The sequence below is a fragment of the Streptomyces sp. NPDC041135 genome (assembly GCF_055592085.1).
This window is the reverse complement of record NZ_JBVIYZ010000002.1, coordinates 313,315-325,917: the sequence shown is the minus strand read 5'-3', so window position 1 is coordinate 325,917 and position 12,603 is coordinate 313,315. Positions and strand designations below refer to the sequence as shown.

Genomic DNA, 12,603 nt, shown 5'->3' with positions numbered 1-12,603 from the left:
CGCGCGGGACGTGTCCGGAACGCGGCGAGCGCTGCGGCGAAAGGCTGACACGCCATAACCCGAACGATCCATTCGCGTTTGCCCTACTGCGGGCGCCCGCCCGCACATGGAGTGGAGGGCAGGGAGCCTATGAAACGGGTCACCCGGAACAGTGTGATCGCCGTCGTCGCCGCCTCGGGCGCGCTGACCGTGACAGCACCCGCGTACGCGGGCTCGGCGGCCGACGCCTCCGCGGACAACTCGCCGGGTGTGGTGTCCGGCAACGGGATCCAGCTGCCCGTGCACGTCCCGGTCAACGTCTGCGGCAACACGGTGAACGTGGTGGGGCTGCTCAACCCGGCCGCGGGCAACAGCTGCGCCAACAAGGACGCCGTGCGGGACCACGCGGAACCGGCCGGACAGCAGACGTCCGGGCAGCAGACGGCGGGACAGCAGGCCTCCGGACAGCACACGGGCGGGGCCTCGGCCGGCGCCGCGGTGGCGGGGTCCGCCGGTGTGGTCTCCGGCAACGGGATCCAGCTGCCCGTCGACCTCCCGGTCAACGTCAGCGGCAACACGGTGAACGTGGTCGGCATCGCCAACCCGGTGTTCGGCAACCAGTCGGTCAACGGGGGGCCCGACGAGCCGGTCCGTGCCACCCCCGAGCGGCCCGCCGTGCCCCGGACGCCGCAGGCTCCGCCGGAGGAGCACGTCCCCGCGGCGCCCGAGGTCCACACCGCGACGCCGCAGGCGCCGCGGACCTCGTCCTCGCTCGCCCACACGGGCGCGGAGGGCACGCTGTCCGCCGGTGTCGCCGGCGGGGTGCTCCTGCTGGGCGGCGTGGCCCTGTACCGGCAGGCGCGCACCCGGAAGTCCGGCTGACGCCGGCAGCGGCCGACGGCGCGGCGGAAGGCCCCGGCGACGATGCCCGCCGGGGCCTTCCGCGGCCCGGGCCGGCCCGGGGAGGCCCGGGGAGGCGGTGTAGCGTCCGGACATGACTCGGTTGCGTACGGTCCGGCTGCCCGCCGATGTGCCGGCTTCCGCGGTGTCCGTCGACGGCACGCGGAAGGTCCTGCGGCCCAACGCCGACGGGAGCACCACCGTGGAGTTCGCCGGCATCCTGCGCGTGAACGGCGTGCCCGTCCTCTCCCCCGGCCAGCTGCTGTCGCTGTGGAGCGGGCGGGCCCTGGTGGAGTACGAGGTGGCCGACGCGACGCTGCGCGCGGACGACGCGATGCCGGTGAGCGACAAGGCGCGCTTCGGCGCGTACACGGTGGGCGCGGACACCGCGAGCAAGGTGCGGGAGCTGGGCCATCCGGCCGAGAAGGTCCCGGCGGTGCTGGAGACGATGCGCCGGCAGTTCGCCACGGACGGCCTGCGCCATGCCCGCAACGAGGCGGGACGGACCTATCTGGCCGAGGTGGACGGCATCCTGAAGGAGATGATCGCCGCATGGCGGCGGGCCCTCGCCTTCGAGTGGGGCGACGACGAGGACTGAGAGGGCTGAGGCGGCCGCCGCGCGCCCGGCCCGGCCGCGCGGCTCGGTCAGACCGGGGCTTCCGGGGCTTCCGGAGGAGCGGGGGCGGCCCGGTCGGCCGACCGCTCGGCACGCTCGGCCCGGGCCAGCAGGCGGGCCCGGACGCGCGGCCACCAGAACAGGTCACCGAGGAGCAGCGCGACCACCAGCCAGGACACGACCGCCTCGCCGGCCGGGCCGCTGAGGGTGTCGTGCCCGGCGAGGGCGACCGCGAGCGCGGTGATCGGCAGGATCACCCACCGGCGCAGCCGGTCCTCCGCCGCGGCCCGGCGCAGGGCGTCGGCGTACCGGGCGACCGCGGGCGCCAGCCGGGAGTCCGGGACGTCCTCGCCCCCGCGGGTGGCGCGCACCACCGCCGCCCGGGCGGCGGTGTCCAGGGTCCGGGCCTCCGGCCAGAGCCGGCTCATCCGGCGCGGCACCCGGATGCCGGAGAACACGCCGAGCACGACCAGGACGACGGCGGCGCCCGCCCACGATCCCGACTCCACGAGCACGAGGGCGCCGGAGGAGGCACCGGTGGCGAGGCCGGTGCTCAGGGCCCTGCGCACCGGCCCCCCTTGCCAGACCCAGCCCGGGACGAGGAGCATCCGCCCAGGTTCACGGCCACCGGCCGCGGGCGCAATGACCGTACCGGCGCGTCGGCCGGGCGATGCGCCGGACACCTCGGCGCCGGGGTGCGGGCCCGGACACGGGCCCGGACACGGGCGTCAGCGCATCGCGAAGTCCTCCCAGGTGAAGCCCGGCGCGACGACGCACACCACCAGCGCCGGCTCGTCCCCCGCGGGGCGGGCGGTCTGCCAGTCGCCGCCGGGCACGGCGGCGAACAGCACCTGGCCGGCGGCGGCGTCGGGGCCCAGCGTCACCGTGACGGCGGCCGCGTCGTCGTCGGGCTGCGGCGCCCGGGTCAGGGAGAGGGGGCCGCCGGCCTGCCACAGCCAGAGTTCCTCCGCTGCCACGGTGTGCCAGCGCGAGGACTCGCCCGGCGCGAGGAGGTAGTGCACGGCCGTGCCCGCCGCCCGCTCGCCCCGTGCTGTGGTGACCGACTCGCCCGCCTCCCACAGCCGCCGGTACCAGCCGCCCTCGGGGTGGGGTTCCAGGGCCAGTTCCGCCGCCGCCGGCGGTCTCGACGCGCCGCCGCCGTCCCGCTGTGCCGTCATCGGCCCTCCTCGCCTTCCGGCCGGCCCCCGCGGGTCACCGGGCGGGCAGGCTCTCGCGCATCGCCGCGGCGGTGCCGGCCGGGTCGTAGTCCTCGGGTACGCCCGGGACCAGGATGATGTCGCCCTCGATGTGCCGCGAGCGCAGGGGCGCGATCTCCTGGTACGCCGGTGAGTCCCACCAGGCGCGGGCCTGCTCCATGCCGGGGAAGCCGATCACGACGACGTGCCCGGGCCAGCCGCCCTCCACCACCTCGTGCGCGGCGGCGTGGACGAGGAAGCGGCCGCCGTAGGGCTCGAAGGTGGCGGGGATGCGCTCGATGTACTCGGCGATGTCCGGGTGCGGAGCGGCCTCCTGCAGGTGGGCTATCGCGTATGCGGGCATGGCACGGCGTCCTTCCGGTGGTTCGGTCGTCCGGTCTTCCGGTGGTCGTTCTGCCTACGCCGGTGATCCTGGCACGAGGGCTGCCGCCGGGGCGATGACCTTTCGGGTAATGGCCGGTCCCGCGCCGGTGCGGAACGGTCATGGAGGGTCATGACGTGGGGCCTGTGACGGGGGGCGTGCGGGGCTGAACGGTACCGTTGAGCTGCGGTGTCGGGTCGGGGTGATGACGACTCGGGACCAGCAGTGCTAGAAAGGCCCGATGAGGACCCGATTTGCCCGGCTTCGCGGTATATCGTGGCGGCCCCTGGCGGCGAAGAGCCCGCGCAGCGTCGCCGGGCAGATGTTCCTCCTGCAAGTGGCGCTGGTGGTGCTGCTGGTGGGCTTCGCCGTGCTCGCCCTCGTCCTTCAGTCCCGGCGGGACACCGGCGCCGAGGCCAGGCGCCGTTCGGTGGCCGTCGCGGAGACCTTCGCCCACTCCCCGGGCCTCCTGGCCGCGCTGGACTCCCCCGATCCCACCAAGGCGCTCCAGCCGCGGACCGAGGCGGGGCGCAAGCTCGCGGGTGTCGACTTCATCGTCGTCATGGACACCCACGGCATCCGCTACACCCATCCCCTGCCCGACCGGATCGGCAAGCGGTTCGTGGGCACCATCGGCCCGTCGCTGGCCGGACGGGTCTACACCGAGAGCGTGCGCGGACCGCTCGGCCAGGAGGTGCAGGCCACCGTTCCCGTCAAGGACACGCACGGCAAGGTCGTGGCCCTCGTCTCCGCCGGGCTGAAGGTCAAGAACGTCACCAACCAGGTGGACCGCCAGCTGCCGATCATCGTGTCGGCCGGGGCGGGCGCGCTCGTGCTGGCCACCGGCGTCACGGCCCTGGTGGGACGGCGGCTGCGGCGGCAGACGCACAGCCTGGCCCCCGACGAGATGACCCGCATGTACGAGCACCACGACGCGGTGCTGCACTCCGTGCGCGAAGGGGTGCTCATCCTGGGCGACGACGGGGTGCTGCTGCTCGCCAACGACGAGGCGCGCAGGCTGCTGGAGCTGCCCCCGGACGTCGAGGGCAGGCACGTGTCGGAGCTGACGGCCCTGGAACCGGAGATGGTCGCCCTGCTCACCTCCGGCCGGGAGGCCACCGACGAGGTGCACTTCGCCGGGCCCCGGCTGCTGGCGGTCAACCAGCGGCCCACGGACCGCGGCGGCGGCCCCAAGGGCACGGTGATCACCCTGCGCGACTCCACCGAGCTGCAGGCCGTATCCGGCACCGCCCAGGTCGCCCGGGACCGGCTCAAGCTGCTGTACGACGCCGGACTGGGGATCGGGACCACCCTCGAGGTGACCCGCACGGCCGACGAACTCGCCCGGGTCGCCGTCCCGCGCTTCGCCGACTTCGTCACCGTCGACCTGGCCGACGCCGTGCTGCACGGCGAGGAACCCGCCCCCACGGCGACCGGGATGCGGCGCGTCGCCGTGGCCGGCGTCCGCGACGACCACCCGCTGTACGAGAAGGACCGCCTGATCGACTTCCTGCCGTCCACCCCGCAGGGGCGGGGCTACGGCACCGGCCGGTCCGAGCTGGTGGCCGACCTGTCGACCGCGGCGGACTGGCGCGCACAGGACCCGCAGCGCACCGAGGAGATCGTCGGCTACGGCATCCACTCCCTCATCGCGGCCCCCATCCAGGCCCGGGGCGTGGTACTGGGCCTGGCCAATTTCTGGCGGGCCAAGGAGCACCCCCCGTTCGACGAGGAGGAGCTGTCCCTGGCGGAGGAGCTGGTGGCACGCGCCGCCGTCAGCATCGACAACGCCCGCCGGTACGCCCGCGAGCACGCCCTGGCAGTCACCCTCCAGCGCAGTCTGCTGCCCCGGGCGCTGCCACCGCAGAGCGCCCTGGACGTCGGTTACCGCTACCTGCCCGCGCAGTCGGGGGTCAGCGGCGACTGGTTCGACGTCATCCCGCTGCCCGGCAGCCGGGTGGCCCTGGTCGTCGGGGACGTGGTCGGGCACGGCCTGCACGCGGCCGCCACCATGGGCCGGCTGCGGACGGCGGTCCACAACTTCTCCACGCTGGACCTGCCGCCCGACGAACTGCTGAGCCGGCTCGACGACCTGGTCGGCCGCATCGACCAGGACGAGGCGAGCACCGGGTCCGCGGCGGCCGTCGTCGGCGCGACCTGCCTGTACGCCATCTACGACCCGCTGACCCGGCGCTGCGCCATGGCCCGCGCGGGCCACCTGGCGCCCGCGCTGGTCGGCCCGGACGGCGGTGTCGTCTTCCCCGACCTGCCCGCCGGGCCGCCGCTGGGCCTGGGGGGCATGCCGTTCCAGACGGCCGAGCTGACCCTCGCCGAGGGCACCCAGCTCGTCCTGTACACCGACGGCCTCATCGAGGACCGCACCCGCGACCTGGACGTGGGCATGGATCTGCTGGCCGACGCGCTGGCGGGCCATCCCGACCGGCCACCGGACGAGAGCTGCCAGGCCGTCCTGGACGAGCTGCTGCCGGAGCGGCCCCAGGACGACGTCGCCCTGCTCATCGCCCGCACCCGCGCGCTGCCCGCGGACCGGTTCGCCGAATGGGACGTACCGCCCGACCCGGCGGCCGTGGCCGGGGTGCGGCTCGCGGCGACCGGCCGCCTCGACGAGTGGGGCCTGGGCGACCTCGCCTTCGGCATGGAGCTGGTGCTCAGCGAGCTGGTCACCAACGCCATCCGGTACGGCGGCGAGCCGATCCACGTCCGGCTGATCCGTGACCGGACGCTGATCTGCGAGGTGGCGGACGGCAGCAGCACGTCGCCGCACCTGCAGTACGCCGCGTCGACCGACGAGGGCGGCCGCGGCCTGTTCCTGGTGTCCCAGCTGACTGAGCGCTGGGGCACCCGCTACACGCCGCAGGGCAAGGTCATCTGGGCCGAGCTGGCGCTGCCGGACGCCCCCTGAGCGTCACGCCACGCCGCTCTCCCACCACCAGGAGCCGGAGCCGTAGGAGGCGTACTGCACCCGGCTGTCCACGTGCTGCCAGGAGTGCGTGTAGGCCTCGAGGCCGGAGAACCCGCAGGTCTCGGCGATCCGGTAGACCTGCGCGGTGGAGTGGCCGGAGACCACGATGTCGGCGGCGACGCCGTAGAGGTGCATGCTGTTGGACGCGCCGCCCACGGCCGCGTTGTGGGAGATGCTGCGGAAGCCGGAGTTGACGGTGATCGCGCTGTTGCCCGCCTTCCTGCGCACCGCCTCCAGCTTGTACATCAGCCGCCGCACGTTCTCCTTGACCTGGGCCGCGCCCACCTTGCCGCCGCCGAATCCGGAGCCGTCGGAGGAGTGGAACTCGGTGAACTCGAAGTGGGCGGTCGAACCGTCGCCGCTCTCCAGGCCGTTGAGCGCGCTCTGCGTGGCCGGGCCGGCGACGCCGTCCGCGGTCAGCCCGTAGGCGGACTGGAAGCGCTTGACCGCGGCGGCCGTCGCGGGACCGAACGAGCCGTCCCAGGAGAGGTACGTCTGCTGCGCGCTCGCGGCGGCCCAGCCGCCCACGCGGATCTGCAGCTCCGTCACGTCCGCGCCGGACAGGCCCTGCTGGAGCGTGCGGGACCAGCCGTAGGCCCCGGCCGGGCCCGCCCACCCGAGGTCGGCGGCCACCAGGCCAGCCGCGGCCGCGATCCCCGCCGCACCGCGCAGCAGGGTACGGCGGTCCGGGCCCGGGGCGCCGGTGCGTCGTGTGGTTCCTCGCGTGTCCATGGAGAACTCCTTCGCCGGGATGCGGGGGTGCTGGGATGCGGCGGTGCGGCGGTGCTTGGGCTGCGGGGGTACGGCCCCTCGCGCGGAGGGGAGGTTGACGCGCGTAAACCGTAGAGGGACCGACCGGTCCGCCACAACGGTGCGAACGGGGCCGCGGCGGACGGCAGCCGGGGCTGCCATACCGAACACCGCCCGGCGGCGCAACCCCTCGGAATGCGCCACGTGGTGCGCGTGCTGTGGGGCCCGCCGCCATACCGCCGGCCGGCCGCGTGACCCTACGGTGCCGGGCACCGGGCCGCTCCCGCCGAGCGCGGGGCCCGGTGCCACCCCATGTCGCCGAGGGAGCCGCCATGCTGTCGTCGCCGTACCGAAGAGTCCGCGCTCCGCTGCCGGTCAGCCCGCCCGCAGGTCACTCCTCCCGTCCGGCGCGGCGCGGGTGGCGGTGGGCGCTGTCCCGGCTGGTGGCCGTCGTGGCCCTGGTGCTGGGCGCCGCGCTGAGCGGTCCGGTACCGGCCGCCCACGCGGCGGTCGGCCTGACCCGCGTCACCGGGTTCGGCACCAACCCCGGCGCGCTGAACATGTACGTCTACCGGCCCGCGTCCCTGTCCGCGAGCCCGGCGGTGGTGCTGGCGCTGCACGGCTGCACCCAGGACGCCCAGGGCTACGCCGACAACTCCGGGCTGCCCCGGCTCGCCGACCGCTACGGATTCCTGGTGGTGTTCGCGGAGACCACTTCCGCCAACAACTCCAGCAAGTGCTTCAACTGGTTCCAGAGCACGGACAACCGCAGGGGCCAGGGGGAGGCCGCCTCGCTCCAGCAGATGGCCGCGCACGCCGTCACCGCCTACGGCGCCGACGCCGGGCGGGTCTACGTCACCGGTCTGTCCGCCGGCGGCGCCATGACGTCGGTGATGCTCGCCGCCTACCCGGACGTCTTCCGCGCCGGTGCGGTCGTCGCCGGGCTGCCGTACGACTGCACCAAGGACACCAGCCCCTACACGTGCATGAACCCGGGAGTCGATCTGTCCCCGGCCCAGTGGGCGCAGCGGGTCCGCGACGCCTTCCCGTCGTGGTCCGGGGCGTGGCCCCGGGTCGCGATCTGGCACGGCGACCAGGACACCACCGTCGTACCGCGCAACGCCGACGAGCTGCGGGACCAGTGGACAGCCCTGCACGGCCTGTCCCAGACGCCCACCCGCACCTCCGTCATCGGCGCGGACTCCACCCGGCACGAGGAGTACCTCGCGGGTGACGGCTCGGTGGCCGTCGAGGTGGACCGGGTGCCGGGCATCGGGCACGGCACCCCGGTCGACCCGGGCAGCGGGACCGAGCAGTGCGGCAGCACCGGTGCCGCGTACTTCCTGGACTCCATCTGCTCCAGCTACTGGATCAGCCGGTTCTTCGGTCTGGACGGGCCGGGTTCCGGTCCCCAGCCCGGTTCGCTGCCCGCGCCCGGCGGTCTGGCCGTGACCGGGTCCACCACCGGCAGCATCAGCCTGAGCTGGAACGCGGTCGCCGGTGCCGCCGGCTACACCGTGCACCGCGACGGCGCCCCGGTCGCCACGACGAGCACGACGTCGTACACCGACACCGGACTGGCCGCGGGCTCCTCGCACACCTACGCGGTGGCCGCCCGCGACGCCGGCGGCACGGCGGGACAGCTGTCGGCCGCGGTCACCGCGCGGACCACCGGCGGCGCGGCGGTCTGCTGGACGGCCACCAACTACGCCCACGTCCAGGCGGGCCGGGCCACCACCAGTGGTGGCCACGCCTACGCCAAGGGCTCCCAGCAGGACATGGGTCTGTACAACGTGTTCGTCACCCACACCTTGAAGGAGTCGCCCACCGGCTGGTTCACGGTCGCGGACGGAGCCTGCCCCTGACACCCGGCCGGTCCCGCCGACGTGGCGGGACCGGCCGCGCCTCACCTTTCGACCACCTCGGTACCGCCCCCTCGCCCACCGCACACGCCCACCGCACACCCGTCCCCCGCACAGTGGAGAGCAGCCCATGGCCCTGCCGCACGGCATCGTCCCGTCCCCGATCACCCGCGTCCGTCTCGGCGCCGTCGCCCTGGCCGCCGCCGCGGCGCTGCTTCCCGTACCGGCCGCGGGAGCCGCTCCGGCCGCCGGTACCGCACCGGCCTCCGGTCCCGCCGCCGCCCACTGCGCCCGCGCCTCCGGGCTGCGCGTGCCCGGGGCGGAACGCCAGCAGGTCGACTGCCTGGACGAGCTGACCACCGCGGGCACGGTCGCCTCCGGGCACACCGACCCGGCGGACTGGGCGGGTCTGACCCCGAAGGACCTGGCCGTGCCCAGCGGGGTCCCGGGCATCCAGATCGACGGCTACTTCCCCGACACCTCCACCACCAACACCGACCACGGCTGGAACCACGACGCCCAGTTCGTCCTCCGGCTGCCCGACCGCTGGAACGGCGGCCTGGTGGTGGCCGGCACCCCCGGCAACCGCGAGCAGTACGCCAACGACCGCGCCATCGCCGACTGGGTGCTCGCCCGCGGCTACGCCTACGCCGCCACCGACAAGGGAAACACCGGGCTCGCCTTCTACCGCGACGGCTCCCGGCCGGGCGACGCCGTGGCCGAGTGGAACAGCCGCCTCACCCAGCTCACCCGCGCCGCCCGCGCGGTGGTCGCCCAGCGCTACCACCGGCCCCCGGCGCGCACCCTGGCCACGGGCATGTCCAACGGCGGCTACCTGGTGCGCTGGCAGCTGGAGAACCATCCCGAGCTGTACGACGGCGGGGTCGACTGGGAGGGCACGCTCTGGCGCGCACAGGGCCCCAACCTGTTCACGTCCCTGCCGGCCGCCCTGCGGCACTACCCCGACTACGCGGCGGGCGGGCCCGGCGCCGAGGCGGCCGCCACGGCACTGCACCGCGCGGGCTTCCCGGCCGGCTCGGAGTTCCTGTGGCCGTTCCACCACCAGGTCTACTGGGACCTCACCCAGCGCGTGTACCGCGAGGAGTTCGACCCCGCCTACGACGGTGACACGGAAGCGGGTACGCCGTACTGCGCGACGGGCACCCCGGGCTGCGACGCGGACTACGACTACGCCGCCCGCCCGGACGCCGTCCACCGGGCCGTCGCACGCGTCGCCCTGACCGGGCGCATCGGCAAGCCGCTCATCACCGTGCACGGCACCCTCGACGTACTGCTGCCGATCAGCCAGGACTCGGACGTCTACGCCCGCATGGTCCGCGCGGCGGGCCGGGGCGGCCTGTACCGCTACTACCGGATCGAGGGCGGCACGCACACCGACGCGCTCGCCGACAGCTTCCCCGACCGGGTCCGGCCCCTGCTGCCCTGCCACCGCTCGGCGTTCACCGCCCTGGAGCGCTGGCTCGGCACCGGGCAGCGCCCGCCCGCGGACCACACCGTCGCCCGGCCGGCCGGCGCCGACCCGGCGGCCCTGCTCACCCGGTGCGCCCTCGACGAGCCGGCGGGCGACTAGGCCCTGCGCGTCGTAGGCGCCGGGCCGGGCAGGCGGTCGCCTCAGTGGACGGACAGTCCGCCGTCGACGAAGATCGCCTGCCCGGTGACGTAGGCGGAGGCCCGGCCGGCCAGGAAGACCGCCGCCCCGGCGAAGTCCTCGGCCAGGCCGTTGCGGCCGGCCATGGTGCGCGCGGCGAGGGCGGCCACCTGATCGGGGTCGGAGGACAGTCTGGCGTTGAGCGGGGTCATGACGAAGCCGGGCACCAGCGTGTTGCAGGTGACGCCGTGGGGGGACCAGGCCTCGGCCTGGGAGCGGGCCAGTGACTCCAGCGCTCCCTTGGAGACGCCGTACGCGCCGCTGTTCACGAACGCCCGGTGTGCCTGCTGGGAGGTGATGTGGATGATCCGCCCGAAGCCGCGTTCGGCCATGCCGGGCCCGAACCGCTGGCCCAGCAGGTAGGGCGCCTCCAGGTTGACGGCCATGGTGGCGTCCCACACCTCGTCGCTCAGCTCCCCCATCGGCGGCCGCAGGTTGATGCCGGCGCTGTTGACGAGGATGTCGGGCTCGCCGAACACCTCGGCCGCCCGATCCGCCGCCGCGCGCACCCCGTCCCGGGTGCTGAGGTCGGCGCTGACCCAGGCCGCCCGGCAGCCGTCCGCGACCAGTTCACCGACCGTCGCGGCCAGTTCGGCCTCCCTGCGGGCCACGATCACCACGCTCGCCCCCGCCCGGGCGAGTGCCCCGGCGACGGCCCGGCCGATGCCGGAGCTGCCGCCGGTGACCACGGCCACCCGGTCGTCCAGCGAGAAGAGGTCCGAGAGGTAGGCGCGCGAGGTCATGCCCGCACTGTAGTGCGCCCGCCCGGCGGGCCACTGAAGTGCCCACGTCAGGGTGGCCACAAGCGGAATGCGTAGTTCCGTGACATCGGTCACAACCGGCGGAGCCAATGACCCCCTCGCATAGTAGAAGGCGCTCTGCCGACATAAGGGACTTGTCCGGCTTGATGCCGAGCGTCGGCCGTACCGGACTCGACCCCGTTTCCGCCGCCCGGCCGGTGCACCCATGACGCCCCCGTGGCAGCGTTCCTGACGGAGCGGCAGATCGGGCCGGCGTCGGCGGGAGCCGGCCCGGCGCCGCGCGGCGGACGCCACGAGAACGATCACGCCTACGAGGACCGGTAGTACGAGGAGCCCTTTGCGCTCCTTGTGAAGGCGTCCTAAGAATGGCGATCCGCAGGACGTCTTCGCAGTTCACCGGCCGAGTCTGTGTGGAGCCAGCCGCACAGGGGGGCGCTCGCGATCACCTAGTGAGGTCACGCATGGGAACCCACCGCAAGAGCAGTCACCACCGGCGCATAGTCGTCGCCGCGGTCGCCGTGGCGGCCGTGGGCGTGCCCTCAGCCGCCATGGCCTGCGGCACCTGGCAGGACGGCGACGAGACCCGGCCCGTCAGCGTCCGGCAGATCGTGGCCACGCACTGGGGCGACGTGAGCGACTGGAACGCCGACCGGTACGAGCACCGGCGCCACCCCGCCGGCAGCACCACGACCGCCGCACCGGGCACGCTCGCCCCGACCACCCCGGCGGCCCCGAGCACCCCGGCGGCCCCCAAGACCTCGACCACCCCGGCGGCCGCCACGACTGCGGCCGCCGCTCCCAAGACTCCGGCGAGCAGCGCTCACACGGCAGCGCCCAGGCCGCGGCACACCGTGATCGTCCGCACCCCCCGGGCCACCGCCCCCGCCCCGGCCCCTACGAGCCCCTCGTCCCCTTCGGCGCCCTCGACGCCCTCGGCGCCCGCGGCCACCGCCACGCCCCCTGCCCCCGCCACCGCGTCCGGGGCCGTCGCCCGGGTGGTGGAACTCGTCAACGCCGAGCGCGCCAAGGTCGGTTGCCAGGCCCTGACCCTGAACGCGACCCTCTCCAAGAGCGCACAGGCGCACAGCGCGGACATGGCCGCCCACCAGAACATGTCGCACACCGGGTCCGACGGGTCGTCGCCGGGCACCCGGATCACGGCCGCCGGCTACCAGTGGTCGGCCTACGGCGAGAACGTCGCCTACGGCTACGCCACCGCGGAGGACGTCATGGCGGCCTGGATGTCCAGCCCCGGCCACAAGGCCAACATCCTCAACTGCGCGTTCGCGGAGATCGGCGTCGGCCTCGCCCAGCCCGGCGACTACTGGACGCAGGACTTCGCCACCGCCCGGTGACCGGCGGCGCCGGGTGCGTCGCGGCGGGAATCCCGCCCCTGCGTCCCACGCCTTCGACGCGGCGGAACACCCACAGCTGTGAATTGCATCTGGATTTATGCTGCTCGGCCCGTGCGTTTGTTAGATTGCGCAACTGTGCAACCGAGGTGA

The 12,603-nt window shown here is 74.6% G+C and carries 11 protein-coding genes; 6 read left to right on the top strand and 5 right to left on the bottom strand.

Annotated elements, in window-relative coordinates; genetic code table 11:
- Positions 1-129: 129 nt before the first annotated feature.
- Complete coding sequence (locus ACZ6CZ_RS05650; protein ID WP_469015209.1) at positions 130-861, top strand: chaplin; 732 nt, start codon at positions 130-132, stop codon at positions 859-861.
- A gap of 112 nt (positions 862-973) precedes the next feature.
- The gene (locus ACZ6CZ_RS05645; RefSeq protein ID WP_469015206.1) at positions 974-1,477 is read left to right on the top strand and encodes a hypothetical protein; all 504 of its coding nucleotides are present in this window, start codon (positions 974-976) and stop codon (positions 1,475-1,477) included.
- A gap of 47 nt (positions 1,478-1,524) precedes the next feature.
- Here ACZ6CZ_RS05645 and ACZ6CZ_RS05640 read toward each other — a convergent pair whose 3' ends face one another.
- From ACZ6CZ_RS05640 to ACZ6CZ_RS05630, 3 genes are all read right to left on the bottom strand, one after another.
- Complete coding sequence (locus ACZ6CZ_RS05640; protein ID WP_469015203.1) at positions 1,525-2,064, bottom strand: hypothetical protein; 540 nt, start codon at positions 2,062-2,064, stop codon at positions 1,525-1,527.
- A 159-nt stretch (positions 2,065-2,223) separates the two neighbouring features.
- A complete protein-coding gene (locus ACZ6CZ_RS05635) occupies positions 2,224-2,673 on the bottom strand; it encodes a cupin domain-containing protein (RefSeq protein WP_469015201.1) in 450 nt (149 codons plus the stop codon).
- 34 nt (positions 2,674-2,707) lie between these two features.
- A complete protein-coding gene (locus tag ACZ6CZ_RS05630; protein WP_469015198.1) occupies positions 2,708-3,055 on the bottom strand; it encodes a DUF1330 domain-containing protein in 348 nt (115 codons plus the stop codon).
- 340 nt (positions 3,056-3,395) lie between these two features.
- On the opposite strand from ACZ6CZ_RS05630, the gene ACZ6CZ_RS05625 reads away from it, so the two are divergent.
- Positions 3,396-5,996 carry a SpoIIE family protein phosphatase gene (locus tag ACZ6CZ_RS05625; protein WP_469015195.1) on the top strand — a complete coding sequence of 867 codons (2,601 nt, stop codon included), beginning with the start codon at positions 3,396-3,398 and terminating at the stop codon, positions 5,994-5,996.
- A 3-nt stretch (positions 5,997-5,999) separates the two neighbouring features.
- Here the strand turns inward: ACZ6CZ_RS05625 and ACZ6CZ_RS05620 are convergent, their stop codons facing one another.
- Positions 6,000-6,788, bottom strand: coding sequence for a D-Ala-D-Ala carboxypeptidase family metallohydrolase (locus ACZ6CZ_RS05620; RefSeq protein WP_469015191.1), 789 nt, complete (start codon positions 6,786-6,788; stop codon positions 6,000-6,002).
- A 350-nt stretch (positions 6,789-7,138) separates the two neighbouring features.
- Here ACZ6CZ_RS05620 and ACZ6CZ_RS05615 point away from each other — a divergent pair, with 350 nt between their 5' ends.
- Both ACZ6CZ_RS05615 and ACZ6CZ_RS05610 read left to right on the top strand, forming a co-directional pair.
- A complete protein-coding gene (locus ACZ6CZ_RS05615; RefSeq protein ID WP_469015189.1) occupies positions 7,139-8,671 on the top strand; it encodes an extracellular catalytic domain type 1 short-chain-length polyhydroxyalkanoate depolymerase in 1,533 nt (510 codons plus the stop codon).
- A 127-nt stretch (positions 8,672-8,798) separates the two neighbouring features.
- Positions 8,799-10,259, top strand: coding sequence for a tannase/feruloyl esterase family alpha/beta hydrolase (locus tag ACZ6CZ_RS05610; RefSeq protein ID WP_469015186.1), 1,461 nt, complete (start codon positions 8,799-8,801; stop codon positions 10,257-10,259).
- 41 nt (positions 10,260-10,300) lie between these two features.
- Here ACZ6CZ_RS05610 and ACZ6CZ_RS05605 read toward each other — a convergent pair whose 3' ends face one another.
- The gene (locus tag ACZ6CZ_RS05605) at positions 10,301-11,080 is read right to left on the bottom strand and encodes an SDR family NAD(P)-dependent oxidoreductase (protein ID WP_469015183.1); all 780 of its coding nucleotides are present in this window, start codon (positions 11,078-11,080) and stop codon (positions 10,301-10,303) included.
- Between the two features lie 479 nt (positions 11,081-11,559).
- On the opposite strand from ACZ6CZ_RS05605, the gene ACZ6CZ_RS05600 reads away from it, so the two are divergent.
- A complete protein-coding gene (locus ACZ6CZ_RS05600; protein WP_469015178.1) occupies positions 11,560-12,453 on the top strand; it encodes a CAP domain-containing protein in 894 nt (297 codons plus the stop codon).
- Positions 12,454-12,603 lie beyond the last annotated feature (150 nt).

Bases quoted from the DNA above. Each gene is read 5' to 3' on its own strand.
- ACZ6CZ_RS05650 (WP_469015209.1), top strand. From the start codon at position 130: ATGAAACGGGTCACCCGGAACAGTGTGATCGCCGTCGTCGCCGCCTCG.
- ACZ6CZ_RS05645 (WP_469015206.1), top strand. From the start codon at position 974: ATGACTCGGTTGCGTACGGTCCGGCTGCCCGCCGATGTGCCGGCTTCC.
- ACZ6CZ_RS05635 (WP_469015201.1), bottom strand. From the start codon at position 2,673: ATGACGGCACAGCGGGACGGCGGCGGCGCGTCGAGACCGCCGGCGGCG.
- ACZ6CZ_RS05630 (WP_469015198.1), bottom strand. From the start codon at position 3,055: ATGCCCGCATACGCGATAGCCCACCTGCAGGAGGCCGCTCCGCACCCG.
- ACZ6CZ_RS05625 (WP_469015195.1), top strand. From the start codon at position 3,396: ATGTTCCTCCTGCAAGTGGCGCTGGTGGTGCTGCTGGTGGGCTTCGCC.
- ACZ6CZ_RS05620 (WP_469015191.1), bottom strand. From the start codon at position 6,788: ATGGACACGCGAGGAACCACACGACGCACCGGCGCCCCGGGCCCGGAC.
- ACZ6CZ_RS05615 (WP_469015189.1), top strand. From the start codon at position 7,139: ATGCTGTCGTCGCCGTACCGAAGAGTCCGCGCTCCGCTGCCGGTCAGC.
- ACZ6CZ_RS05610 (WP_469015186.1), top strand. From the start codon at position 8,799: ATGGCCCTGCCGCACGGCATCGTCCCGTCCCCGATCACCCGCGTCCGT.
- ACZ6CZ_RS05605 (WP_469015183.1), bottom strand. From the start codon at position 11,080: ATGACCTCGCGCGCCTACCTCTCGGACCTCTTCTCGCTGGACGACCGG.
- ACZ6CZ_RS05600 (WP_469015178.1), top strand. From the start codon at position 11,560: ATGGGAACCCACCGCAAGAGCAGTCACCACCGGCGCATAGTCGTCGCC.